Source organism: Brucella sp. NBRC 113783 (assembly GCF_040372265.1).
In the GTDB taxonomy this organism is placed as follows: domain Bacteria; phylum Pseudomonadota; class Alphaproteobacteria; order Rhizobiales; family Rhizobiaceae; genus Brucella; species Brucella teleogrylli.
In genome coordinates, this window is record NZ_BAABRX010000002.1 from 856985 (window position 1) to 881095 (window position 24111).

Sequence of the window (24111 nt, forward strand, 5' to 3'; positions counted from 1 at the left end):
ACTATATGCGATTTATAGGTGTCTGAATCAAAAAGCGTCAGGCCGTGAATGGCGACTTTTAGATAAGACACCAAGGCACTTCCGCCAAAGCGGTTACACATTGCGAGGTCACCATGAGCGTCGTCATCACGCCTGAAACCGCCAATTCCGAGCAGATTGTTGCGGAAGCCGAACGGGCGCTCGCAGATATTGCGCGCATCAAGGAAGGCGTCGGCACCGTCATCTTCGGACAAGAAAGTGTGATCGAGCGCACGCTCGTCGCCATTCTGGCTGGCGGTCATGCGCTTCTGGTCGGCGTACCCGGCCTTGCCAAGACCAAGCTGGTGGAAACGCTGGGCGTGGTGCTCGGTCTCTCCGGCCAGCGCATCCAGTTCACGCCTGATCTGATGCCATCCGACATTATCGGGTCTGAAGTCATGGAACAGGACGCCGACGGGCGCCGTTCGTTCCGCTATCTCAAGGGGCCGATTTTCGCCCAACTGCTGATGGCCGACGAAATCAACCGCGCCAGCCCACGCACCCAGTCCGCGCTATTGCAGGCCATGCAGGAATATCACGTCACGGTCGCAGGCCAGCGCTATGACCTGCCCGCGCCGTTCCACGTTCTGGCAACGCAGAACCCGCTGGAACAGGAAGGCACCTATCCCCTGCCGGAAGCGCAGCTCGACCGCTTCCTGATGCAGATCGACATTCTCTATCCGGAACTGGAAGCCGAGCGCCGCATTCTTCTTGAAACCACCGGCGTCGCTGAGGCGAAGCCTTATGAGATTCTCGATGCGGAACGATTGAGGCAGATGCAGACATTGGTGCGCCGCATGCCGGTTTCCGAAAGTGTCGTCGAAGCGATCCTGAAACTTGTCCGTTCGGCGCGCCCGGATGCCGACAACGATCATGCGAAGCAGCATATCGCCTGGGGTCCCGGCCCCCGCGCCAGTCAGGCGCTGATGCTCTGCGCCCGCGCCCGTGCGCTTTATGATGGCCGCCTCGCCCCTTCGGTGGACGATGTGAAGGCGCTCGCCGAGCCGGTGCTGCAACACCGTATGGCGCTCAATTTCGCCGCCCGCGCCGATGGCATGCATATCCGCGATGTCATCGCCAATCTGGTAAAGGCCGCCGTCTGATGGTGATCGGCACGCAAGTTTCCACCGCAGATCGCAAGGATACGCTGGCCCGCGCACGTGCGCGGGCAGCGGCGATCCCCGATCTGCTGGTCGAAGCGCAGCGTGTCGTCAATACCGTCATGAATGGCTGGCATGGACGGCGCAAACGCGGTCCCGGTGAGAACTTCTGGCAATTTCGCCCCTATGTGCAGGGCGAGCAGCTTTCGCGCATCGACTGGCGGCGTTCCGCCCGTGACGATCATACCTATGTGCGCGACCGCGAATGGGAATCAGCGCATACGGTTTGGCTGTGGTGCGATTTCTCGCCCTCCATGCTCTATCGCTCGCAGATGTCGCCTGTTTCCAAGGAAGCCCGCGCGTTAGTGCTAACGCTGGCGCTGGCGGAAATCCTGTCGCGTTCCGGTGAACGCATTGCTTTTCCAGCGCTCATCCCGCCTTTTGCCGCCCGCAACGGCGCAGAACGTCTTGCCGGCGCGCTCATGCATGAAGCGCCTGTAAGCGTATTGCCGGATATCGCGCAGATCCGCCGTTTTTCGGAAGTCGTTCTTGTCTCCGATTTCCTGCACCCGTTCGATGAACTGACAGAACTTCTCGACCGCCTTGCGAAACGCGGCGTGCGTGCGCATCTGGTCGAAGTCGCCGACCCTGCAGAAGAAACCTTTCCCTATTCCGGGCGCACCGAATTTCGCGATCCCGAGACGGGTGCAACGCTGGTTGCCGGTCGCGCCGAAACCTATGCCGAGGATTATCGCCGTCTTTACACGGCCCGGCGCGAAACCCTCTCGGACTTCTGCAAGAGGCTCGGCTGGAGCTATTCTGTGCATCGCACCGACCGTCCGGCGGCGGAAGCCCTTGCGCGTCTGCATCATGCATTAAGCGCAACGGGGGCATTGGGCGCAACGGGGGCTGGCGCATGAATTTTCTGCCGCTCGCCTTCGGCTCACCGCTGATCCTCGCCGGTCTGGTTGCCCTGCCGGTGATCTGGTGGCTGCTGCGCATGACACCGCCGCGCCCGCAGGAGGAAACCTTCCCGCCGCTGCGCATTCTGGCGCAGGTTTTCAAGCGCGAGGAAGTCCCTTCCAAAAGCCCGTGGTGGATGACACTTCTGCGCCTTTTGATCGCCGCACTCGTGATCATGGCGCTGGCAGCGCCGATCTGGAACCCGCGTCCAGTCGCGCTGACCGGCAATGAACCGCTGGCCATCGTGGTGGACAATGGCTGGGCCGCCGCCGAAGACTGGCAGCAACGCGTCAACGCCGCTGAAAAGCTGATCGACGACGCGGAAAGCGCCAACGCGCAGATTTACATCCTTGGCACCGCCGAGCCGGCCAATGCGGAAATCGGCCCCTATGAAGGCACCCGCGCCACGGAACGTTTGCAGGCCATGCAGCCACGCCCGATCCCCGTTGACCGCAAGGCGACGATGGAACGGCTGGCATCCGCCCTGTCCGATGGCGAGAAAGTGCGCCTTGCCTTCATGAATGACGGACTGGCGACCGCGGCCGACAGCGAAACCTTTGCCGCGCTGGACAAGACCGGCCATCTGGCGAGTGTCCTGTGGTATGGTGCCGATCTCGGTCGCACCCTTGCGCTGACCGGGGTGGACAACAAGGCCGACAGCCTCGAAGCCATCGCCATCCGCCCGGAAGGCGTGACCATGCCGCGCAGCCTGACGGCTGCCGCCTATGACGACAAGGGCCGCCGCATCGCCGAAGCGCCGCTGTCCTTTGCGCTGGGCAGCGCCGAAGGCAGGACGCGCTTCAACCTGCCGGTCGAATTGCGCAATGATTTCCGCCTCATCCGCGTTGATGGTATCGAACAGGCGGGTGCCACCCATCTGATCGACGCTGGGTCCGAGCGCCGCACCATCGGCCTGATTGCCAGCGGCGACGGCGATGTCGCGCAGCCGCTTCTGTCACCACTGCATTATATCAAGCGCGCATTGTCGCCCTACGCCAATCTGATCGAGCCACGTTCCGCCGATCTGCTTCAGTCGGTGCCGGAATTGCTGGATGCCAAGCCGTCCATTCTCATCATGGCCGATATCGGCACCTTGCCGCAGCCGGTCGCCGAGCAGATTTCTGCATGGGTGGAAGAAGGCGGTACGCTGGTGCGCTTTGCCGGGCCGCGTCTGGCGGGCGCGAGCGACAACGATACGTTGCTGCCGGTGCGGCTGCGCAAGGGCGAGCGCGCGCTTGGCGGCACCTTGTCCTGGTCTGAACCACAACAGCTGCGCGCCTTTCCGGAAAAGGGTCCGTTTGCCGGGCTGCCAATCCCCGAAGATGTCAACGTCAACCGACAGGTGCTTGCCGAACCGTCCTTCGACCTCAACGACAAGGCGTATGCCATCCTTCAGGACGGCACCCCGCTGGTGACAGGCCAGCAGCGCGGGCGTGGCAATATCGTGCTGTTCCATATCGCGCCGGACGCCACCTGGTCGAGCTTGCCGATTTCCGGCTCCTTCGTGGAAATGCTCCGCCGCATCGTGTCTCTGTCGCAGCGCACCGGCGCGCAGGGCAATCAGGATGCCGTTTCGCTGCCGCCGTTCCAGCTGCTTTCGGCTGCCGGTGCGCTGGCGCCGCCGACCTCGGAAGCCAAGCCGCTGATCGTCGAGCGCAATAAGCAAGCCAGTGTCAGCATCAACACGCCGCCCGGTTTCTACGGCAATGAGGACGGTTTGAAAGCACTCAACATTTTTGCCGACAGCAACACCAAGCTGGAGCCGATCAAGCAGCCGACGCTGTCGGTCAGCGTCACGCCTGTCTCTTATACGGCAGATCAGTCGATATCGCTGGCAGGCCCGTTCTTTGCCGCCGCCGCCATGCTTCTGGCGCTCGATTCACTGCTGATGCTCTGGCTGCGCGGCGCATTCCGCCGCCGCATGAAGGTGCGTGCCAAAACGGCGGGGATTGCTTTGCTCCTCGCAGGCAGTCTTGCTGTCCTGTCTGCCGGTCATGACCGCGCCTTTGCGCAAGCACCCTCGCCGCAGCCGCCACAAATTCATGACGACAGCAAGCCCGGCGATGAGGCGATCATCGGCTCGGTTTCGCAGACCCATCTTGCCTATATCATCACCGGCAGCGCGGAAACCGACAATATCAGCAAGGCCGGACTGAAAGGTTTGACCTTTGCACTGACCGACAAGACCGCGCTGGAACCGGGCGACCCGATCGGCGTCGATCCATCCAAGGATGAACTGGCCTTCTATCCGCTGATCTATTGGCCGATTGATCCGAATGCACCGATGCCGAGCCCGGAAGCCATCGCCAGGGTGGATGCCTATATGCAGCAGGGCGGGACGGTCCTGTTCGACACGCGCGACCAGTTGCAGTCGGGCGCGAGCCTCGATCCGTCGGTCTCACCCGCCAACCAGCGCCTGCGCGCCATTCTGGACGACATGAATGTGCCACCGCTCGAACCGGTGCCGGATGATCATGTCCTGACGAAATCCTTTTTCATCATGCCGGATTTTCCGGGCCGCTATGAGGGAAGCCCGCTCTGGGTGGAAGCGACCGCACCCAATGCCTCGCCGCGTGACCGCCCGGTCAGAACCGGCGACGGCGTGACGCCGATCATGATCACCGCCAATGATCTGGCGGGCGCATGGGCCGTAGACGATCAGGGCAATCCCCTGCTCCCCACCGTGCCAAACGACCCGATGCAGCGCATCTATGCGATTCGCGGCGGCGTCAACATCGTGATGTATATGCTCACCGGCAATTACAAGTCCGATCAGGTCCATGTCCCGGCCCTGCTCGAACGGCTGGGGAATTAGAGCATGATGTTTTTTAGCGAAGCCGTCAGCAGATCCAGGTTCCCTTTTCCCCTCATCCTGAGAGGCCGTCAAAGACGGCGCATCATCCTGAGCTTGTCGAAGGATCGAAGGGCGAGGGGAAACGCACGGCGCGCCGGCCCTCGATCCTTCGAGGCTTCGCTGCGCTCCGCACCTCAGGATGAGGGGGGAGCGTTGCAATCCGTAAAGATAGGAACCTACGGGATTAGGAGGCGGGCATGAATATCGAATTCGAACCGTTCCTTTCCACGCCGTGGCTCATTGGCATTCTGGTTCCACTGGCGCTGCTGGTGCTGGCAACTGTCGCCCTGCGCATGCGCGGGGGATTGATCCGTCTTCTGGCCGCCGCGGCGCTGGCGCTGGCGCTCTTCAACCCTGTCGTGATCAATGAAGAACGCGAGCCGCTGAAAAGCGTTGTCGCCGTCGTGGTGGACCGCAGCCAGAGCCAGGAACTGGGACAGCGCCGCGCCGATACCGATGCCGCGCTGAAAGCCGTGCAGGATCAGCTTGCCACCATGCCGCAATTCGAAACGCGCGTGGTGGAAACCGGCAAGCCGGGCGAAAACGAGGACGGTTATGCGACGCGGCTTTTCGGGCCGCTGGCCCGCGCCCTGCTCGACGTGCCGCCCACGCGTGTCGCGGGCGCGATCATGATCACCGATGGGCAGGTGCACGATACCCCCGCCAACAAGAACGCGCTGGGCTTCGACGCGCCCTTGCATGCGCTGGTGACCGGCAAGCCGAACGAATTCGACCGCCGTATTCGCTTCAACAAAGCCCCGCGCTATGGCATCAGCGGCAAACCGCTGGAAATGTCGTTCACGGTCATTGACGAGGGCAAAGACCTCGGCATCCCGGCTCGCGTGGAAATCCGCGTCAATGGCGAAGCAGTTTCGCAGGAAGACGCGCAGGTGGGACAGGAAACCCCTGTCACCATCACCCTGCCCCGCGCTGGTGTGAATATCGTTGAAATCGCTACGCCTGGAATTCCCGGTGAAGTAACCGACACCAATAATCGCGCGGTCGCAACCATTGACGGCATTCGCGAAAATCTGCGCGTGCTGCTCGTCTCCGGCGAGCCGCATAATGGCGAGCGCACCTGGCGCAATCTGCTGAAATCCGACGCTGCGGTCGATCTCGTCCACTTCACCATTTTGCGCCCGCCAGAAAAGCAGGACGGCACGCCGATCAACGAACTGTCGCTGATCGCCTTCCCGACGCGTGAGCTGTTCGTGGACAAGGTCAACGAATTCGATCTCATCATTCTGGACCGCTACCAGCATCGCGACGTGCTGCCGCTGCTCTATTACGATTACATCGCGCAATATGTGGAAAATGGCGGCGCGCTGCTGGTCGCTGCCGGGCCGGAATATGCGGGCGAAATGTCGATTGCCCGCACACCGCTTTATAACGCCCTGCCCGCCATGCCGACCGGCACTGTAACCGAAAAGGCGTTCTATCCGCGCCTGACCGATCTCGGCAAACGCCATCCCGTCACGCGCGGTCTGGACGGCAGCGAGCAGGAGCCACCACGCTGGAGCCGTTGGTTCCGCACCATCGACATCACCGCGCCGCAGGGTGAAACGGTGATGAGCGGTGCCGACAACAAGCCGCTTCTCGTTCTCAACCGCGTCGGGAAAGGCCGCGTCGGCATGTTCCTGTCCGATCAGGGCTGGCTATGGGCGCGCGGTTTTGAGGGCGGTGGTCCCTATGCGGCGCTCTATCGCCGCATCGCCCACTGGCTGATGCAGGAGCCGGAGCTGGAAGAAGAAGCGCTCACCGCAGCAGGCAATGGCCGTGTGCTTTCCATCCGCCGCCAGACCATGGGGGACAATCCCGGCACCGCGACCGTCAGCACGCCTTCGGGCAAGGAATTGCCGGTCAATCTCGCCCAGAGCAAGCCGGGGCTGTTCGAAGGGTCGTTGCAGACCGACGAAATCGGTGTCTTCAGGATCAGGAATGGCGATCTGGAAACATTGGCCCATGTCGGGCCCGTAGATGCGCCGGAATTTGCCGACAGCATTTCGACGGTCGATCGTCTGAAGCCGCTCGCCGAGGCGACCGGCGGGTCGGTCTATCGGGTTCATGCAAGCGCCGACAGCGCAGTGCGGGTGCCAGCGATTACGGCTGTCGCCGCCAATCGTACCGCCAGTGGCAATGACTGGATCGGCCTGCGCGAAACCGCCGATACGCAGCTGAAAAGCGTGAACCGTCTGCCGCTATTCTCCGGCTTTCTGGCGCTCGCCGCTCTGCTGCTCGTCTTCGGCGGCATGTGGTATCGCGAAGGGCGGTAATCCGCCCTCGCGCACCGTTCCTCGTCTGACACCCCCGTTGCCCCCTCATCCTGAGCAGGTGCGAAGCACCGTGTCGAAGGGCGAGGGCACGCGCTGATTTCCCCTCTCCTTCGATAATCTCAGAGCCTGAATCAAAAAGCGGCATGTGTGTGTGAAAATGGTGATTTTCGAGTACCGGAGCGGAGCGTACTTAAGGTACGTGAGCACCGGAACGTGGAAAATTGCCATTTGCAGCCGCACAGGGCGACTTTTGGAACAGGCTCCCAGGATGATGCGCCGTCTTCGACGGCTCCTCAGGATGAGGGGAAAAGCAAACGTTTTCGCTGAACTGAAATCAGGCCCGGTTGGCGTGGCGCACAATGCCGCTGACGCCGCTTGCGGCGCCGGGGGTGAGTTCGCAGGCGAGCATCCGGCGCGGATCGACCGCCGCTGGCATCACCATGGTGCCAGAAGGCACCATCTTGAAGCCGAACGGTCCATAATAAGGTTCGTCACCGACCAGAATAACCAGCTTGTGACCGGACTTCGTCGCCGCTTCCAGCGATAGACGCATCAGCGTGCCGCCAATGCCCCGCTTCTTCCATTCCGGCCGCACGGCAAGCGGACCCAGCAGAAGCGCTGGCGTCTTGCCGATCACCACCGGCGTCAGCCGTACCGAACCCACCACGATGCCGCCCATCAGGGCAACGAAGGAGAGGTTCAGATCATGCGGGCCACCTTCGCGGATGAAATGCGCAGCGCGGGTAAAGCGCCCTGGTCCGAAAGCTTCGGCATTGATGGCTTCGATTTCAATGTCGTGCGCCGGGCATTCCTGCGCGTAGGTCAGTTCAAGCTGCTGCATGGGCTTAAGATCACAATTGGAGACTTCGGGGACCGTCAGGTCAATGGAATGCATGCCGCGCTCGCAGCGCGGTTTGAGTTTCATCGTCGGATGAAAAGCATTTCCATTATGTGTCTCCTGGGCGACCTAACATTTGGATGATCGCAAATTGGAAACCCCATTACACCAAATTGAGCAGCGGTAAAACCATTTTTTTCAAATTGGCAGTTTCTGCTTCTCTTTTTGGCAGCGTGACGCACTGTTCACGACTTGTCGTGCTGTAAAATCGCCGGTTTCGCTCTATTTTGAGTTCCAAAAGGAGAAATCACATGGGACTTCTGGTCGATGGCAAGTGGCAGGATGTCTGGTACGACACCAAAAGCACAAAAGGCCGCTTCGAGCGCTCGAAATCGCAATTCCGCAACTGGGTAACCGCCGATGGCAGCGCTGGCCCAACTGGCGAAGGCGGCTTCAAGGCTGAACCGGGGCGCTACCATCTTTATGTTTCCTATGCGTGCCCATGGGCACATCGCACGCTGATCTTCCGCGCGCTGAAGAAGCTTGAAGATGTCATTTCAGTTTCGGTCGTGGACTATCTGATGGTGGAAGAAGGCTGGACCTTTTACGGCACCACCGGCAGCACCGGTGATGATCTGTACGGCTCCAAGCGCCTTTATGAAATCTACACCCGCGCCGATCCGAATTATTCCGGTCGCGTTACCGTGCCGGTTCTGTGGGACAAGCAGCGCCAGACGATTGTTTCCAACGAATCGTCAGAAATCATCCGTATGCTCAACACAGCGTTCAATGAATTCGGCGATGCCTCGCTCGACTTCTACCCGGACGCGCTGGCGGCTGAGATCGATGCGCTCAACGATTTCATCTATCCCAATATCAATAACGGCGTTTACCGCGCAGGCTTCGCCACCTCGCAGGATGCTTATGAGGAAGCGTTCAAGCAGTTGTTCGCCGCACTCGACACATTGGAGGACCGTCTGTCCCGCCAGCGCTACCTGGCGGGATCAAGCCTGACGGAAGCAGACTGGCGTCTGTTCACGACGCTGCTGCGTTTTGATCCGGTCTATGTCGGCCATTTCAAATGCAATCTGCGCCGGATCGCCGATTATCCGAACTTGTGGAACTATACGCGCGAGCTTTATCAGGTGCCGGGCGTTGCCTCGACGGTGAATATGGAGCACATCAAGGGCCATTATTACCGCAGTCACAAGACGATCAACCCGACCGGCATTGTGCCAACAGGCCCTGAGATAGACTTTACCGCCCCGCATGACCGGGATCGGTTTTCAAAGAGCTAACCCTTCCGACCCGCACTGCGCCTTTCCTGCAACAGTCCGGATTCCTAATTCAGTTCTCTCTCATTCTCTCGTGCCCCTTTGATCTCGATCAATGGGGCGCCAGGCGACGCAGTTCAGATTGGATGCATCCCCCAAGGACGAAATCCAAGACTGAGACCGTGACCAAGGAGAGATTTGATGAACCGTTTTGCGAAAGGGCTGCTCGCAGCAACCGCGCTGGCCTTTGCCGCACCGGCAGCCTTTGCCGCCGATAGTGTGGTCGCCCCGCCGGCCTCTGAAATTCAGGCGGTGCCTGAAGCGCTTTCACCCTGGCAGATTCGCGTGCGCGCGCTCGGCGTGATTGCGGAAAACAAGGGTCATGTGAACGGCGTTCCGGGTTCCGATCTCGACTATTCCAAGTCGATCACGCCGGAACTCGATATCACCTATTATTTCACCGACAATATCGCCGCCGAACTCATTCTCGGCACGACCTATGCCAATATCAATGGCGCAGGCTCGATCAGCAGTCTGGGCAAGGTTGGCAAAACGTGGATTCTGCCACCGACGCTTACGCTACAGTACCACTTCACCAATTTCGGCGCGTTCAAGCCTTATGTCGGTGCAGGCGTCAACTATACGATCTTCTACAATCAGGATGCGGGCAGCGCGGATTATCTGAAGGTCAAGAACACGTTTGGCGGCGCGCTCCAGTTCGGTGTCGATTATATGATCGACGAACATTGGGGCCTGAACTTCGACGTGAAGAAACTGTTCCTCGAACCGAAATTCGACGTCACCGTCGGCGGGCAGGAATTGAGCGGCAAGGCCAAGCTCAACCCCTGGTTGATCGGTACAGGTATTACCTACCGCTTTTAATTCAGTGCTATTAAAAAGGGCGCGCGCTGCGCGCCCTTTATACCAAAGTATTACTCAGTATCCCCGCTCAGAATCAAACAATAACGCTGGGCGCCAGTGGTATTACCACATCGGCAGCGGTTCCAGATCATACAGCGCTTCCTGCAAGCGCCGCTTGGTGGAGGCCGTGGTGCCTTCTGGTAGATCATCCAGAGGAAAGAAACCGCTTTCGGCGATTTCTCTATCCGGCTCTTTGGGCGCAAGTTGTTCAAAGGAACGGCATACATAAAGTGCAACGTGATCGCGTGGCGAAGCATGGGCATTCTTGTAAAGAGCAAGAAGTTGCGGGCGACTTTTCAGGATAATATTACCTTCTTCCCGCAGTTCTTTTTCCAGCGCCTGTTGAAAAGTCTCCCCACTATCAACACCGCCGCCTGGTAACTGCCAACCCGGCACGTAAGTATGTCTCACTAAAAAAACCGAGTTATTCTTTTCATCATACACAATTGCCCTCACCCCAAGGGTCATGGGGCGTCGCAAAAGAAAATATGAATGAAATATAAAATGACGAAAGCGCATTCCGACTCTCCAGCAAACATTATATGCAGCTATCAATGCAGCAATCGCATCAACAAAAAGTCGCTAAATACGGTTTCTATTTCAGAAATTATCCAGTAAACGGGCCATATGTTTCGCCTCGCTCACATCTCCGATATCCACCTTTCGCCACTGCCGCGTGTGAGATATCGCGAATTGGCATCAAAGCGCATCACTGGTTATATCAATTGGCTGCGCAACCGCAAGGGTGCAATGCATGGAACGGTACTCGATAAACTTGTAGCCGACATGCTGGCGCAAGCGCCGAATCATATTGCCGTCACCGGCGATCTGGTCAATTTGGCTCTCAATCTGGAAATAGACATCGCCTCCGACTGGCTGTCGAAGCTGGGCAATCCCGACGATGTTTCGGTCGTGCCCGGCAATCACGACGCCTATGTGCCCGGCGCACTCGACCGGTCCTGCCGCAAATGGGAGCCGTGGATGCGCGGCGACGGCATCGACAACAAGGGCAAGCGGCCACAATTTCCCTATATGCGGGTGCGCGATGATGTCGCGATGATCGGCGTCTCGTCGGCGCGCGCCACAGCACCCTTCATGGCGAGCGGCGATTTTCGCTCCGCGCAGGCCAAACGCCTCGCCGCAGCACTGGATGAGGCAGGCGCGCGCGGGCTTTTCCGGGTTGTGATGATCCACCATCCGCCGATCCACGGCGCAACGCCGACGCACAAGCGCCTATACGGTATCCGCCGTTTTCAGAAGATCATTCGAAAGCACGGCGCGGAGTTGGTCATTCACGGCCACACCCATCTGGCGACGAAATATGAAATCGACGGACCGAACGGCCAAGTACCGGTGATCTGCGTCCCGTCGGCCAGCCAGAACTATGGCGGCCACAAGCCTCCTGCCCGCTACAATATTTTCAACATTGAACGCAAACCGGACGGCGGCTGGCATTGCCTGTGGGAACAGCACGGCATTGAAGATGTGAGCGAGCGCATTTTCAAGATCTCCGAACAGGAACTCTACACATGAAAAAGGCGGCCAATGGCCGCCTTTTCAACTCGTACAGACGTTCGGCCTATTTGCCGATCACGCGGTTAGCCGCCGATACGATGGCCTCCAGCGAGGCGCTGACGATATTGTCATTGATGCCCGCGCCGAACAGCTTGCCACCCGGATGCGCCATTTCGACATAGGAGATGGCCGATGCGTCCGAACCCTGCTGGAGCGAATGTTCGGAATAATCCACCACCGACATTTTCACCCCGAGATATTTGGACAGCGCGTCGACAAAACCGTCGATCGGACCGGTGCCCTTGCCTTCGATATTCTTCGTCACGCCGTTATCGGTGATTTCGGCGGTGAGAATGCGGCGGCCCTTCTGTTCCGGATCGGGAATGGTGTGGTGATCCACGAACTTGATGCGGGCATCGGACTGCGTCACATAGAGCTTCTGGAACTCTTCATGAATGCGCTTCGACGGCAATTCCTTGCCTTCGTCGTCGGTGATCTGCTGGATGATTTCGCGGAACTCGACCTGCAGATTGCGCGGCAGGTTCAAGCCGTAATCGGCCTGCAGGATATAGGCGATGCCGCCCTTGCCCGACTGCGAATTGATGCGGATGATCGCTTCATAGGAGCGACCTACATCCTGCGGATCGATCGGCAGATAAGGCACTTCCCAAACCGGCGAATTGGCCGACTTGCGCGCCTTCATGCCCTTGTTGATCGCATCCTGATGCGAACCGGAGAAGGCGGTATAGACCAGCTCGCCGACATAGGGGTGGCGCTCCGCGATCTTCAGCTGGTTCGAATATTCATAGACATCCTTCATCCGATTGATGTCGGTGCAATCCAGCTCGGGATCGATGCCCTGCGTGTACATATTCAGCGCCAGCGTCACCACGTCCACATTGCCGGTGCGCTCGCCGTTGCCAAACAAAGTGCCTTCCACGCGGTCGGCACCGGCCATCAGGCCCAGTTCCGTCGCAGCGATGCCCGTACCGCGGTCATTGTGCGGATGCAGCGAAATAATCAGGTTCTCGCGATTGTCGAGATTGCGGCACATCCATTCGATCTGGTCGGCATAGACATTCGGCGTGTTCATTTCCACCGTGGACGGCAGATTGACGATCAGCTTGTTGTCCGCCGTCGGCTTCACGATCTCGATGACCGCATTGCAGATTTCCAGCGCCACATCCAGTTCCGTGCCGGTAAAGCTTTCCGGCGAATACTGGAAGCGATAGCCGCCGCCTGCCTTGGCAGCCATATCCATGATCATCTTGGCGGCATCGGTCGCGATCTGCTTGATTCCGCCCACATCCTTGGCGAAAACCACGCGGCGCTGCAATTCACTGGTCGAATTGTAGAAATGGATGATCGGCGTCTTTGCGCCTTCCAAAGCCTCAAATGTGCGGGTGATCAGTTCCGGGCGGCACTGCACCAGGACCTGCAAATCCAGTTCGTCCGGAACATTGCCCTGTTCAATCGCCCACCGGCAGAAGTCGAAATCCGTCTGCGAGGCCGATGGGAAGCCGATCTCGATTTCCGGGAAACCCATATCGACCAGCAAACGGAACATGCGCTCCTTGCGGTCGTGGCCCATCGGGTCGATCAGCGCCTGATTGCCGTCGCGCAAATCGACCGAACACCAGATCGGCGCCTTTTCGATCCGCTTCGATGGCCAGGTACGGTCATCGAGCTTCGGGGCCGGGAACGGCGAATATTTGGTGGCTGCGTCCCGCATGCCTTTACGTTCGGCTTCGGCTACGGATTGCGGCGTGATAACGGACTGGTTCATTTCTCGTTTCCTCCCGGCTTCTGGACGGCATTACAGCTCGTCAAGCACGGATATTCATGATCGATTATAAGGGTTTTCTGAAAAGGAGCACAGGCCAGCGGGACCGTTTTCGACCGCCGGACGCTCCTTCAACGAGCCCGGCGATCGCCGCTAAGGCCGAGGGTAAGAAGCGAGTTGAGAACGCAAACATCGACGCGCGCGCCAGTGGCGGCAGCCGAATGTTCCAGAGATGTTGCGTTCTTCGTCATCATGGTCAAGCTTTTACACGCGCGATTTGGCCGACGCAAGATGGATTTACGACAGCTGCCTCAGTCATACCTGTTTTTAAATCAGGCGAATGGCACAGCACTTGTCCCCAAAGGCAGCTTCGCTTCGTCCTCCGGCTCGACATGGATCACCACGCGGGCGCTACTGATCTGCTGCTTCAGCGCATCCTCAATGCGGTCACAGATCACATGCGCATCGCCAACGCTCATGTTGGCCGCGACAACCAGATGAAACTCGATGAAGGTGACGCGTCCGGCAATACGGGTTTTCAGGTCGTGCACTTCGATGGCGCCGGCGGCATTGGCCGAAATGACATCGCGGATGCGCATTTCTTCGACAGGCTCGACGCCAATATCCATCAGGCCCTGCACCGACGAATTGATCACATGCCAGCCCTGCCACAGAATATTAAGCGCCACGACAATGGCGAGCAGTGGATCAAGTATCGCCCAGCCGGTGACGATCGCCCCAACCAAGCCAACCAGCACGCCAGCCGAGGTGACAACGTCGGTCATGATATGCTTGCCATCGGCTTCCAGCGCCGGGGAGCGCGCGCTGCGCCCGATGCGGATCAGCAGCATCGCCCAAACAGCGTTGATGGCGGCAGCGACAGCGTTGATGCCAAGGCCAAGCCATGGCTCTTCGAGCTGGCGTGGCGTTTCCAGTGCAAACCAGGCTTCCCGAAAGATCAACAGCGCCGCGACACTGATCAGCACGCCTTCAACAACAGCCGATATATATTCTGCCTTATGATGGCCGAAGGGGTGGTTTTCGTCGGCGGGCTTATAGCTGACGCTGATCGCCCACCACGCGCCCATGGACGCAATTACATTGACGATGGATTCGAGCGCATCCGAATAAAGGGCCACGGAGCCTGTGAGCAGATAGGCCACATATTTCAGACCCATCACTCCCAGAGCAACCGGAATCGACCAAGCGGCTAGCCGCCGAACTCTTGCACTCGCGTCCATGACGAACCTTTGATTTGTCCTAATTACGGCCCGAAAATCGGGAATTGGCCAATTCGAGGCCCATCACTCATGCGTATCGACTCGAACCCGGGATAACTTCCCGAAGCCGGTCAAGTCCTATGCAATAGCATTTTAATGACCGCTCTATAGCCCAGTTTGGTCCAAGTTCGTACCCCTGTTTTTTCAGTTATCGCATTTAATTTTCTTCTGCAAATGCAAGGCATTACAGTTGCAAATGAGTTGCTACAGCAAGCAGCGAAAATGCGCCTTCGACACCCCAAAACAAAACCGGCCACAGGGTGCCTGCGACCGGTTGAGTATGCTGACGATTACGGGCCTGGTCAGTAGTTGCTGCGACGCTTCTTATGCTTGCCCGCCAGATGCGTGACCACATTTTCGATCATGCGCATACCAGCATTATGGCCGAGCGTCATGATCGATTCCGGGTGGAACTGAACAGCCGCCACCGGCTCCTTCTTATGCTCGAAAGCCATGATCACACCGTCTTCGGTTTCCGCCGTGACGAGGAAATCGTCCGGCAGACGCTCCGGATCGGCAAAGATCGAATGATAACGTCCGACCGTCACTTCCTTCGGCAGACCGGAGAAAATGCGTTCCGGCTTCGACACGCGAATGCGCGACGGCTTGCCGTGCATCGGAATGCGCAACTGGCGCAGCGTGCCGCCATAGGCTTCAGCCAGCGCTTGCAGCCCAAGGCAGACGCCGAAGATTGGCAGTTCGCGCTTGCGGGCCTTGTCGATGGTCGCCTTGCAGTCGAAATCCTGCGGCGAGCCGGGTCCGGGCGAAAGCACCACGAGATCAGGATTGACGCGGTCGAAAATATCGTCGGCAACCGGCGAACGCACCGTGGATACGGTTGCACCCGTCTGGCGAAAATAATTGGCCAGCGTATGCACGAAGGAATCTTCGTGATCCACCAGCAGGACCGAGATGCCCTCGCCCACCTTGGCGGCAACGCGTTCTTCCGCGATCTGATTGCTCTTCTGTGCCTCACGGACAGCCGCGATCATCGCCGATGCTTTCAGCTCGGTTTCGGCTTCTTCCTCTTCCGGGTTGGAATCGAACAGCAGCGTCGCACCGGCGCGGATTTCAGCCACGCCATCCTTGATGCGAATGGTGCGCAGCGTCAGGCCGGTATTCATGTCGCCGTTGAAATGCATCATGCCGATGGCACCACCGTACCACGCGCGCGGGCTGCGCTCGTTTTCTTCCAGAAAACGCATCGCCCACAATTTCGGCGCGCCGGTCACGGTCACAGCCCATGCGTGGCTGAGGAAGCCGTCAAAGGCGTCCATGCCGTCGCGCAGGCGACCTTCGATATGATCGACCGTGTGGATCAGGCGCGAATACATTTCAATCTGGCGGCGACCGATCACCCGCACAGAACCCGGCTCGCAGACGCGGCTTTTGTCGTTGCGGTCCACATCCGAACACATGGTCAGTTCGGATTCATCCTTCTTTGAATTGAGCAGTTTCAGGATCTGCTCCGAATCCGAAATCGCGTCCTCGCCGCGCTTGATCGTGCCCGAAATCGGACAGGTCTCGATGCGGCGACCATTGACGCGCACGAACATTTCCGGCGATGCGCCGACCAGATATTCGTTTTCTCCAAGGTTGATGAAGAAGGAATAAGGCGACGGATTGATCGTCTTCAGGCGGCGGAAGATTTCCGACGGTGCGGTGTGGCAGCGCTCATAGAAAGTCTGGCCCGGCACCACTTCGAACAGGTCGCCCCGCTTGAAGCTATCCTTGGCACGCTCGACGAGCTTTGCGTATTCGCCCGGATTGTGATCGCCGCGCGGCAAGGTGCGCTCCGATGGCTTGAACGCCTCGGAAGGCGTTGCCCGTGCCAGACCATGCGTGGAAGACCCGCCGCAGCTGAACTCATAGCGATCCACCCAGGCGCGTGCGGCGTAATGGTCGGCGACGAAGATTTCGTCGGGAATGAACAGCACCAGATCGCGCTGGGTTTCGGGGCGCTTCAGCTTGTACTGGATCGGATCGAACTGGAATGCCAGATCATAGCCGAAAGCACCGTAGAGGCCGAGATTGGCGTCTTCTTCCGAGAAGAAAAGCCCGACAATGGCGCGCAGTACGGTAAATACCGAAGGCATACGCGAGCGCTCTTCTTCGGTGAATGCGCCTGTCGGCTCCGCGATGGTCAGTTCGATGCGGTCCTCGGTGGAGGCGTCCACCGTCACTTCGCCCAAGGCCTGCACGGTCTCCAGAATGGGGCGCAGCAGGATCACGCCGCGGGCGTTCAATGCCTCGATGCGCATGGTGCGCTGGCGCGAGGTGATGACCACCGGCGGATCGACGATTGCCGTATCCCATCGCGTGTAGCGGCCCGGATATTCGTAATTGGACGAGAACACTGCACCGCGTCTTTCATTGAGCACATCGATGTAGGTTTCGATGGCGCCCTTATACGCAGTGAGATGGCGCACGCGCTCGACGACAATGCCGCCGGCCGTTTCGTGCTGAAATATCTCGCTATCCGCTATCTTCGCATTCATGGTCGGCTAATCCCAATTGCTTTGGTTTTTCGAATATTTCCGGGCTTCGGTCCCATTCGGGCAGCCAAACAAAAAGGCCGCCCGGATAATCCCAGCGGCCCTGTCTCCTGAACGCATATGCGCAAACGCCTGCGTGGCCGCTTTTAGCGAGCCCACCACCAACCGTTGATGCGAATGTGCGAAATGTTCATGGGCGCTAGTGTTAGCGCTCCGCCCCGCCCCTTGCAACCGGAAAATTTCAAGCCCGCTTTTTCCACGGCGGCAGCAATGCGATACCTGATAATTCTGTCAGGCATACACCTGTCAGAATTATTGCTAGACCTGCGCAGCGGGCAAAAGAAAAGTCCGGACACCACGGAAGGTCCGGACTTTCCCCTGTCCTTAATGAGGACATACAGACAAGGAAGCGGGGTGCCTTGCCTGATCACAACGAGGCTCCTCGCCCCCCAAATGACTAAATTTATAAGTGTAATACGATTTTTAGTATGGCCAAACACTACCATGGGTTGCATATTCTTGGCAACTAGTAATTGATTCGATCTTACCTGTTCGTATTTGACACAGGCCGCGACTGCCCCCGTAAATTTGTCGGCCTTCCACCAAGTTTCGTCTTGCGCCCAGCCCCGATTTCAGATTCATTCCCGTGACTTAATTCAGAATGAATGCATGAAGAAAAGAGTCGCCACGAACAGGCGACCATTTGGGGACACACGCATGAAGAACCTTGATGCCATGGACCGGAATATCCTGCAGGCCCTTCAGGAGAACGGGCGCCTGACCAATACCGAGCTTGCCGATCGCATCAATCTCTCGCAGACAGCCACAGCCGAACGCGTCAAGCGCCTGACGCGCGAAGGCTACATTCTGGGCTATTCGGCACGGCTGTCGCCCAAGATGCTCGACCGCGCCATGCTTGTGTTCATCGAGATCAAACTCGACCGCACGACGCCGGAAGTCTTCGAGACCTTTGCGACTTTTACGCGCAACAATCCCGACGTTCTGGAATGCCATATGGTGGCGGGCGGCTTCGACTATCTCGTCAAAGCCCGCGTTTCCGATATGGACCATTATCGTCGTTTTCTCTCCGAAGCGCTGCTTTCGCTGCCCGGTGTGCGGGAATCGCACACCTATGCCGTCATGGAAGAAGTCAAGGAAACCGCGCATATCGCGGTTTAAAAGGCCGCTTATCGCGGTCAGCTGCTGTCAGGATCATCACCTTCCCTGCAAGAGAGTGCTTGTCAAAAGATGATTACGGGTATATACCCGCATCATGGCACATTCCTGTTTCTGTATCCTTCTGCGTCAGGCATCACGCAAGACCTCCGCCATCTATGACGAGGCGCTGGCACCGCTTGGCATCAATGTCGCACAGTTCAGTCTGCTGCGTCGGCTCGACCGTGCGGGAACGCTGTCGATCACCGAACTGGCGCGCATGGCGGAGCTTGATCGTTCAACCATGGGGCGCAATGCCAAGGTGCTGCAGCGGATGGGCCTGATCGAGCCCGGCGACGGTCAGGATCACCGCGAAACCAATATCAGATTGACCGATACGGGCCGGGACCTTCTCGCCCGTGGCGGTCCGCTCTGGGACAAAGCCCAGGAAGAAATCGAGACCAAACTTGGAAATGACGGGGTCGAACAGTTGCAGGCGCTGCTTCAGGCGCTCTGAAGCCAGCCGGACGCGTCCCCTACTTAAAATTGACTGGAAACAATGACGGAGCGGGCTGTGATCGCTACGAACGCCGCTGCTCGCCTTCCTATCCGTGGCCATTTTTGCAAAAATGGTCCCAACCGAAAGCGCTCAAGATGATATCTGCCCGCCTCGCACGCGTTCTCGAACAGAGAAACATCCATTACGGATGGGTTGTCGCCGCCATCACCTTCCTGACCATGCTGGCAACGGCTGCCGCCATGGGTTCGGCAGGCATATTGATCGAACCGCTCCAGCGCGAATTCGGCTGGACCAACGCCAATATTTCCTTCGCCATGGCGCTGCGTCTGGTTCTGTTCGGCCTGATGGGGCCGTTCGCGGCGGCCTTCATGAACCAGTTCGGCCTGCGCCGCGTTGTAACCGCAGCGCTGATCCTGATCGCCAGCGGCCTCGTCGGCTCCATCTTCATGACTGAGGAATGGCAGATGGTGGGCCTTTGGGGCATCGTCATCGGCGTCGGCACCGGCATGACTGCGCTTGTGCTGGGCGCGACGGTTGCCGCGCGCTGGTTCGAAAAGCGCCGTGGCCTCGTTGTTGGCCTGATGACGGCCAGCAATGCAACCGGCCAGCTCGTCTTCATGCCGATCCTCGCCAGTGTCAGCCAGACCATCGGCTGGCGCACATCGCTCACCATCGTCATCGGGTTTCTAACCGTTGCGCTGCTGCTGGTTCTGGCGCTGATGCGCGATCACCCGGCAGATATCGGCCTCAAGCCCTATGGCCGCACGGCACCGCTGCCCGCACCGGAACCGAAGAAGAGCTTTGGCGCCATGCTCGCCTCGCCACTCGTCACCCTGCGTGAAGCATCCTCGACGGCAACATTCTGGGTGTTGTTCCTGACCTTCTTCGTCTGTGGCTTTTCGACAAACGGCCTCATCCAGACCCACTGGATCACGCTTTGCGGCGACTATGGCATCGCGCCGGTCGGTGCCGCAGGCATTCTCGCGGTGATCGGCGCCTTCGACCTGATCGGCACGATCATGTCCGGCTGGCTGTCGGACCGTTTCGACAATCGCTGGCTGCTGTTCTGGTTCTATGCGCTGCGCGGCCTGTCGCTGATCTATCTGACCTTCACGGACTTCTCGGTCTATGAACTGGCGCTGTTCGCCGTCTTCTACGGTCTGGACTGGGTCGCAACGGTGCCGCCGACTGTCAAGCTCGCCGCCGAACGTTTCGGCCCGGAAAAGGCCGGTCTGGTCTTTGGCTGGGTGTTCACCGGACACCAGATCGGCGCGGCAGCGGCTGCCGGTTTTGCGGGATTCGTCCGCACCGACTATGACAGCTATACGCCGGCGCTCGTTCTGGCTGGCGCCATGTGCCTTGCGGCGGCGGCGATGGTGTTCATCATCAACCGCCCTGCCCCGCGTGTGGTGTTGCAGGCTTCCTAGAGCATTTCCAGCAAAAGTGCGAAGCGGTTTTGCGTCGGATAATGCGTAAAAACAAATAGATAGAGCGGTTCCGACGATTCCATCAAAACAGGAACCGCTCTAACGCGCAGGCTCTTCAAAATAAGCGTCGCCCCAATCGGCGCGGCGCGCCCAGCGGAAGAAAACGCCATCGCGTTTGGTGAACAGGCGCTCTTCCGCTGTTCCGTCACCCTTGCAGAGCTTCACTGAAACCTTGCCGCCGCCGACCCGCGGCGGCGCAATGACCCGCGCTTCAACCGCCACGGACGGCTGGCGCACTGCCGCCAGATAGATGAATTTCTCATCTTCCCAAGGCACTTCCGCATCCTTGGTCATGCGGTGAATGCGCGAACGGGCAACACGGCGCGAGAAATGGCACCAGTCCGGTGCGACCAGCGGGCATTCCAGCTGATGCGGACAGGGCGCGGCAATCACAGCACCCAATTCGATCAGCGCCCTGCGCGCATCAAGAATACGCTGCCAGCCCGCAGGTGTGCCTGGCTCGACAATCACGAACATCTGCCGCGTGGACGCCCAAAGCTGCGCAACCAGCTTGCGACGGTCATCGGGGGCCAGTTCATCGAGCACATAGGCGATGGTGACGAGATCGGCCTGCGGAAAATCGAGCTTTTCCTTCACCACATCGCCCGCCCGCCAGTCCAGCGATGCAAAGCCACTGTTTCCGGCAAGGCTGCTGCCGACCGCGCGAATGGCCGGGCTGGCCTCGATCATCGTGGCGTTTTCAAGCGACGGCCAGCATCCGCGGGCTGCCCACAGGGCCGTCCCTGGCCCTGCCCCGACATCGAGCATGGATTGCGGCGCAAAGTCCGGGCAGACTTCCGCAGCGCTGTCGAGACTGGCCCGCACCGCCGCATAAGTCGCGGGCAGACGCGCCGCCAGATAGGCCTTCGCGGCCAGATCGTCGGAAATATGCAGGCGACCGTCCCGGGTCTCCGCGCGATAGCGGCGCGACAGAAGATCGGAAGCGCGTTTGAGATCGGCCAATGCCACGCCCTCAAGCGCGGCATCTACCGCCTGACGCAAAATCGGAGGCAGTTCCATTGCCCGTCAGCGCTCCAGAACCTGCTTCACATCGACCAGATTGGAACGAACGCGCAGGATATAGAAGCCCATCGTGGTCAGATGCGACGGTGTAAACCATGCATCCGGGCTACCGTTGGAAACGATGAAAGGCTGCATGTCGAGCGCCGAGCGCATCTGCTTTTCCATCTCGTCCCACACGCCATCAAGGTGCTTTTCGGCCAAAACGCCGCGGAAATCGGAATGCGCCGAGCGGAGCAGGCCGTAATAGGCGTATAGCTGGCCATAGGCGAACCAGAAACGGTCGTCCGCACGGGTGTCGAACCAGCCATTATGATAGTTTTCCGCCCGGTCCTTGAGAATTGCGGACGTCGAACCAAGGTCGCTGGCGATGCGATCGACAAACTGGATCAGATTGTCGGCGCGGGCGTCAAAGGTCGCCTGACAGTTTTCAAGACGCGTATTGAACGAACGCAGATCCTTGATCGCCGAGCGATAATAGCTGGGCGTCGGGGTCTTGGGGCCGAACGGACTCAGGCCGAAATACCAGGAATCCTCCGCAAACTGCAGATTGCCACGGGCCTTTTGCAGATCGCCATCAATCTGCGACGTGCCGCGCAGACGACCGATATTGTCCACCAGTTCAATCGCCGTGCGGCGCACAGCGGCATTGATGCCGCGCTGGAACGAAGCCTTATTATCGAGGAACGGTGTGCGATCCCAGTCCAGACCGAAGAAACCGGTCTTGTAGAGCAGCATGGAAGAAATCCACGCATTCTGGTTCACGTTGAAATCGGTAAGGTCGGCGGCAACCTCGGCAATCGCCGAACGCGAGCACTTGCGGGCCGATGACGGTATCTGCGCCGCCTGAACCGGCTGGCTTGCCGCCGGTGTTTCAGCAGATGGCTGATTGCTGTTCTCGGTCGCGGGCGCGGTGGAAGGTGCTGGCTCCGGCGCGACGGCAGGCGTCGAGTTCACTTCCTCGCCCGGCGTGTTCGCCGTCTGATAGCTATACTTTGCCGGATAGTCCGGGTCGAAATTGGTCCAGACCTGAGTCTGCCAGATAAAATAAATATAGAGCGCGGCCAGACCGACCACGACGACGCCAATCACGGCTTTCCACAATATTCCGAACTTCAGATAAACCCGCCATAAAGCGGCCAGTGGAACGGCTATCAGCCGGGCCAAACCCGCAATCATGCGACCAAGGAAGGAGAAAACGGCCCGTACTGCATTCCACACTATCAATCATCCTTCCATTGGCCCGCAATTCCGGGGCTTCGAACCATTCTCGCTCGCACATCGGGCCGTCGTAAAAAACGCCGTTTCCCGAAAAGCAGCGAGCAAGAAACGCTGTTCCTCTTCAAATAGAGTGCGCTCGTCTTTTCGACAACCGCGATCGCTCATCCAACTGATTTTATCCGGCATTTTGGCGCGACAGGGTTGAAACCGGGGGGCCGATCCGTAACATGGCGCAACTTGGAGCCGTTCCGGTAAAAGTGCGGGATATTTTTTCGTTCTCATCACGACAAAAGAGACAGACGTCGCAATCGAGAATATTTTCGCCGCTGTGGTACTTGAACGGCGCAATCTTTGGTGTTTGCTAAAGCCGGAACCGGAAAAATAAGCAAACCGTCAAAACGGCCCGGAAATGGAGAGAACAATGAAACTGACCTATACGCTTGCCTTTGCTGCGCTTGCCACGGGAACGGCAATGCTCGCGGCACCTGCTGCCAGCTTCGCGGCCGAACCGGAAAGCTGCTCGACCGTGCGCTTTTCCGATGTCGGCTGGACCGACATCACCTCGACAACTGCGGTTGCGACCGAAATTCTCAAAGGCCTCGGCTACAAGACCGATATCAAGGTTCTATCCGTGCCGGTGACTTATGCGTCGCTGAGCAAGAAGGACATCGACGTCTTCCTCGGCTACTGGAACCCTTCCATGAGTGCCGATCTGAAGCCTTATCTCGATGACAAGAGCGTTGAGACGCTGCGTACCAACCTCACCGGCGCGAAGTATACGCTTGCCGTGCCGAAATATGCCGCCGACGAAGGCCTGAAGGATTTCAAGGATATCGCCACCTTCAAGGACAAGCTCGGCGGCAAGATCTACGGCATCGAGCCGGGCAATGACGGCAATCGCCTGATCCTTGACATGATCAACAAGGACGCTTTCGGCCTGAAGTCGTTCGAACTGGCGGAATCCTCCGAACAGGGCATGCTTGCGCAGGTTGCGCGCGCCATCAAGAGCAAAGAGCCGGTTGTGTTCCTCGCATGGGAACCGCATCCGATGAACAAGCGCTTCGAGATCACTTATCTCACCGGCGGCGATGACTTCTTCGGTCCGAACCTCGGCGGCGCCAAGGTCGAAACCAATGTGCGCAAAGGCTACACGCAGGAATGCCCAAATGTCGGCAAGTTCCTGACCAATCTCGAATTCAACCTCGACCTCGAAAACGAGATCATGGGCAAGATTCTGGACGATGGCGCAGAGCCTTCGAAGGCTGCGACCGACTGGCTCAAGGCCAATCCCGCCGCGCTCGACAAGTGGCTCGCAGGCGTGACGACGGTTGACGGCAAGGATGGTCTGCCTGCCGTTAAATCGGCCCTCGGCCTTTGATGTGAAGCACTCGCAG

At 58.9% G+C, this 24111-nt stretch carries 18 protein-coding genes; 11 read left to right on the forward strand and 7 right to left on the reverse strand.

All coding sequences use genetic code 11. From position 1 onward, the window contains the following. Positions 1–113: 113 nt before the first annotated feature. The 4 genes from ABWW11_RS09455 to ABWW11_RS09470 all read left to right on the forward strand — a co-directional run bounded on the left by ABWW11_RS09455 (position 114) and on the right by ABWW11_RS09470 (position 7208). Positions 114–1121 (forward strand): AAA family ATPase, encoded by a 1008-nt coding sequence (locus tag ABWW11_RS09455; RefSeq protein WP_109369514.1) that lies wholly within the window; start codon positions 114–116, stop codon positions 1119–1121. Then, the gene (locus tag ABWW11_RS09460; protein ID WP_109369515.1) at positions 1121–2038 is read left to right on the forward strand and encodes a DUF58 domain-containing protein; all 918 of its coding nucleotides are present in this window, start codon (positions 1121–1123) and stop codon (positions 2036–2038) included. The genes ABWW11_RS09455 and ABWW11_RS09460 overlap by 1 nt, the downstream gene beginning before the upstream one ends. Beyond that, on the forward strand, positions 2035–4896 hold the full coding sequence (locus ABWW11_RS09465; protein WP_109369516.1) for a DUF4159 domain-containing protein: 2862 nt from the start codon (positions 2035–2037) through the stop codon (positions 4894–4896). The genes ABWW11_RS09460 and ABWW11_RS09465 overlap by 4 nt, the downstream gene beginning before the upstream one ends. 236 nt (positions 4897–5132) lie before the next feature. Then, a complete protein-coding gene (locus ABWW11_RS09470; protein WP_109369517.1) occupies positions 5133–7208 on the forward strand; it encodes a hypothetical protein in 2076 nt (691 codons plus the stop codon). Between the two features lie 334 nt (positions 7209–7542). Here ABWW11_RS09470 and ABWW11_RS09475 read toward each other — a convergent pair whose 3' ends face one another. Further along, a complete protein-coding gene (locus ABWW11_RS09475; protein ID WP_109370280.1) occupies positions 7543–8049 on the reverse strand; it encodes a GNAT family N-acetyltransferase in 507 nt (168 codons plus the stop codon). A 308-nt stretch (positions 8050–8357) separates the two neighbouring features. Here ABWW11_RS09475 and ABWW11_RS09480 point away from each other — a divergent pair, with 308 nt between their 5' ends. Beyond that, positions 8358–9344, forward strand: coding sequence for a glutathione S-transferase family protein (locus ABWW11_RS09480; RefSeq protein ID WP_109369518.1), 987 nt, complete (start codon positions 8358–8360; stop codon positions 9342–9344). A gap of 177 nt (positions 9345–9521) precedes the next feature. Continuing rightward, positions 9522–10202 carry an OmpW/AlkL family protein gene (locus ABWW11_RS09485; RefSeq protein WP_109369519.1) on the forward strand — a complete coding sequence of 227 codons (681 nt, stop codon included), beginning with the start codon at positions 9522–9524 and terminating at the stop codon, positions 10200–10202. A 102-nt stretch (positions 10203–10304) separates the two neighbouring features. Here ABWW11_RS09485 and ABWW11_RS09490 read toward each other — a convergent pair whose 3' ends face one another. Then, entirely contained in the window at positions 10305–10760 is a 456-nt protein-coding gene (locus ABWW11_RS09490) for an NUDIX domain-containing protein (RefSeq protein ID WP_109369520.1), read from the reverse strand. A gap of 108 nt (positions 10761–10868) precedes the next feature. On the opposite strand from ABWW11_RS09490, the gene ABWW11_RS09495 reads away from it, so the two are divergent. Beyond that, positions 10869–11774 (forward strand): metallophosphoesterase family protein, encoded by a 906-nt coding sequence (locus tag ABWW11_RS09495; protein ID WP_109369521.1) that lies wholly within the window; start codon positions 10869–10871, stop codon positions 11772–11774. A 46-nt stretch (positions 11775–11820) separates the two neighbouring features. Here ABWW11_RS09495 and leuA read toward each other — a convergent pair whose 3' ends face one another. The 3 genes from leuA to ABWW11_RS09510 all read right to left on the reverse strand — a co-directional run bounded on the left by leuA (position 11821) and on the right by ABWW11_RS09510 (position 17317). After that, entirely contained in the window at positions 11821–13542 is a 1722-nt protein-coding gene (gene leuA, locus ABWW11_RS09500; protein WP_109369522.1) for a 2-isopropylmalate synthase, read from the reverse strand. A gap of 329 nt (positions 13543–13871) precedes the next feature. Then, on the reverse strand, positions 13872–14780 hold the full coding sequence (locus ABWW11_RS09505; RefSeq protein WP_109369523.1) for a cation diffusion facilitator family transporter: 909 nt from the start codon (positions 14778–14780) through the stop codon (positions 13872–13874). Between the two features lie 341 nt (positions 14781–15121). After that, positions 15122–17317 (reverse strand): anthranilate synthase component I, encoded by a 2196-nt coding sequence (locus tag ABWW11_RS09510; protein WP_109369524.1) that lies wholly within the window; start codon positions 17315–17317, stop codon positions 15122–15124. A 714-nt stretch (positions 17318–18031) separates the two neighbouring features. Here ABWW11_RS09510 and ABWW11_RS09515 point away from each other — a divergent pair. From ABWW11_RS09515 to ABWW11_RS09525, 3 genes are all read left to right on the forward strand, one after another. Continuing rightward, positions 18032–18493 carry an Lrp/AsnC ligand binding domain-containing protein gene (locus ABWW11_RS09515; protein ID WP_078338776.1) on the forward strand — a complete coding sequence of 154 codons (462 nt, stop codon included), beginning with the start codon at positions 18032–18034 and terminating at the stop codon, positions 18491–18493. 94 nt (positions 18494–18587) lie between these two features. Beyond that, positions 18588–18986: a MarR family winged helix-turn-helix transcriptional regulator gene (locus ABWW11_RS09520; protein ID WP_109369525.1), complete on the forward strand. Its 399-nt coding sequence runs from the start codon at positions 18588–18590 to the stop codon at positions 18984–18986. 137 nt (positions 18987–19123) lie between these two features. Further along, the gene (locus tag ABWW11_RS09525; protein ID WP_109369526.1) at positions 19124–20416 is read left to right on the forward strand and encodes an MFS transporter; all 1293 of its coding nucleotides are present in this window, start codon (positions 19124–19126) and stop codon (positions 20414–20416) included. A gap of 99 nt (positions 20417–20515) precedes the next feature. Here the strand turns inward: ABWW11_RS09525 and ABWW11_RS09530 are convergent, their stop codons facing one another. Continuing rightward, positions 20516–21496, reverse strand: coding sequence for a small ribosomal subunit Rsm22 family protein (locus ABWW11_RS09530; RefSeq protein ID WP_109369527.1), 981 nt, complete (start codon positions 21494–21496; stop codon positions 20516–20518). Between the two features lie 6 nt (positions 21497–21502). Further along, positions 21503–22723: a DUF2333 family protein gene (locus tag ABWW11_RS09535; protein ID WP_109369528.1), complete on the reverse strand. Its 1221-nt coding sequence runs from the start codon at positions 22721–22723 to the stop codon at positions 21503–21505. Positions 22724–23126: 403 nt separating this feature from the next. Between ABWW11_RS09535 and ABWW11_RS09540 the strand changes: the two genes are divergently transcribed. Further along, positions 23127–24095: a choline ABC transporter substrate-binding protein gene (locus tag ABWW11_RS09540; RefSeq protein ID WP_109369529.1), complete on the forward strand. Its 969-nt coding sequence runs from the start codon at positions 23127–23129 to the stop codon at positions 24093–24095. The last annotated feature ends 16 nt before the right edge of the window (positions 24096–24111 follow it).

Coding starts and splice junctions, on each gene's coding strand:
- leuA (WP_109369522.1), bottom strand. CDS start 13,542: ATGAACCAGTCCGTTATCACGCCGCAATCCGTAGCCGAAGCCGAACGT.
- ABWW11_RS09485 (WP_109369519.1), top strand. CDS start 9,522: ATGAACCGTTTTGCGAAAGGGCTGCTCGCAGCAACCGCGCTGGCCTTT.
- ABWW11_RS09540 (WP_109369529.1), top strand. CDS start 23,127: ATGGAGAGAACAATGAAACTGACCTATACGCTTGCCTTTGCTGCGCTT.
- ABWW11_RS09530 (WP_109369527.1), bottom strand. CDS start 21,496: ATGGAACTGCCTCCGATTTTGCGTCAGGCGGTAGATGCCGCGCTTGAG.
- ABWW11_RS09475 (WP_109370280.1), bottom strand. CDS start 8,049: ATGCAGCAGCTTGAACTGACCTACGCGCAGGAATGCCCGGCGCACGAC.
- ABWW11_RS09505 (WP_109369523.1), bottom strand. CDS start 14,780: ATGGACGCGAGTGCAAGAGTTCGGCGGCTAGCCGCTTGGTCGATTCCG.
- ABWW11_RS09510 (WP_109369524.1), bottom strand. CDS start 17,317: ATGAATGCGAAGATAGCGGATAGCGAGATATTTCAGCACGAAACGGCC.
- ABWW11_RS09470 (WP_109369517.1), top strand. CDS start 5,133: ATGAATATCGAATTCGAACCGTTCCTTTCCACGCCGTGGCTCATTGGC.
- ABWW11_RS09460 (WP_109369515.1), top strand. CDS start 1,121: ATGGTGATCGGCACGCAAGTTTCCACCGCAGATCGCAAGGATACGCTG.
- ABWW11_RS09520 (WP_109369525.1), top strand. CDS start 18,588: ATGGCACATTCCTGTTTCTGTATCCTTCTGCGTCAGGCATCACGCAAG.
- ABWW11_RS09515 (WP_078338776.1), top strand. CDS start 18,032: ATGAAGAACCTTGATGCCATGGACCGGAATATCCTGCAGGCCCTTCAG.
- ABWW11_RS09490 (WP_109369520.1), bottom strand. CDS start 10,760: ATGCGCTTTCGTCATTTTATATTTCATTCATATTTTCTTTTGCGACGC.
- ABWW11_RS09495 (WP_109369521.1), top strand. CDS start 10,869: ATGTTTCGCCTCGCTCACATCTCCGATATCCACCTTTCGCCACTGCCG.
- ABWW11_RS09480 (WP_109369518.1), top strand. CDS start 8,358: ATGGGACTTCTGGTCGATGGCAAGTGGCAGGATGTCTGGTACGACACC.
- ABWW11_RS09525 (WP_109369526.1), top strand. CDS start 19,124: ATGATATCTGCCCGCCTCGCACGCGTTCTCGAACAGAGAAACATCCAT.
- ABWW11_RS09455 (WP_109369514.1), top strand. CDS start 114: ATGAGCGTCGTCATCACGCCTGAAACCGCCAATTCCGAGCAGATTGTT.
- ABWW11_RS09465 (WP_109369516.1), top strand. CDS start 2,035: ATGAATTTTCTGCCGCTCGCCTTCGGCTCACCGCTGATCCTCGCCGGT.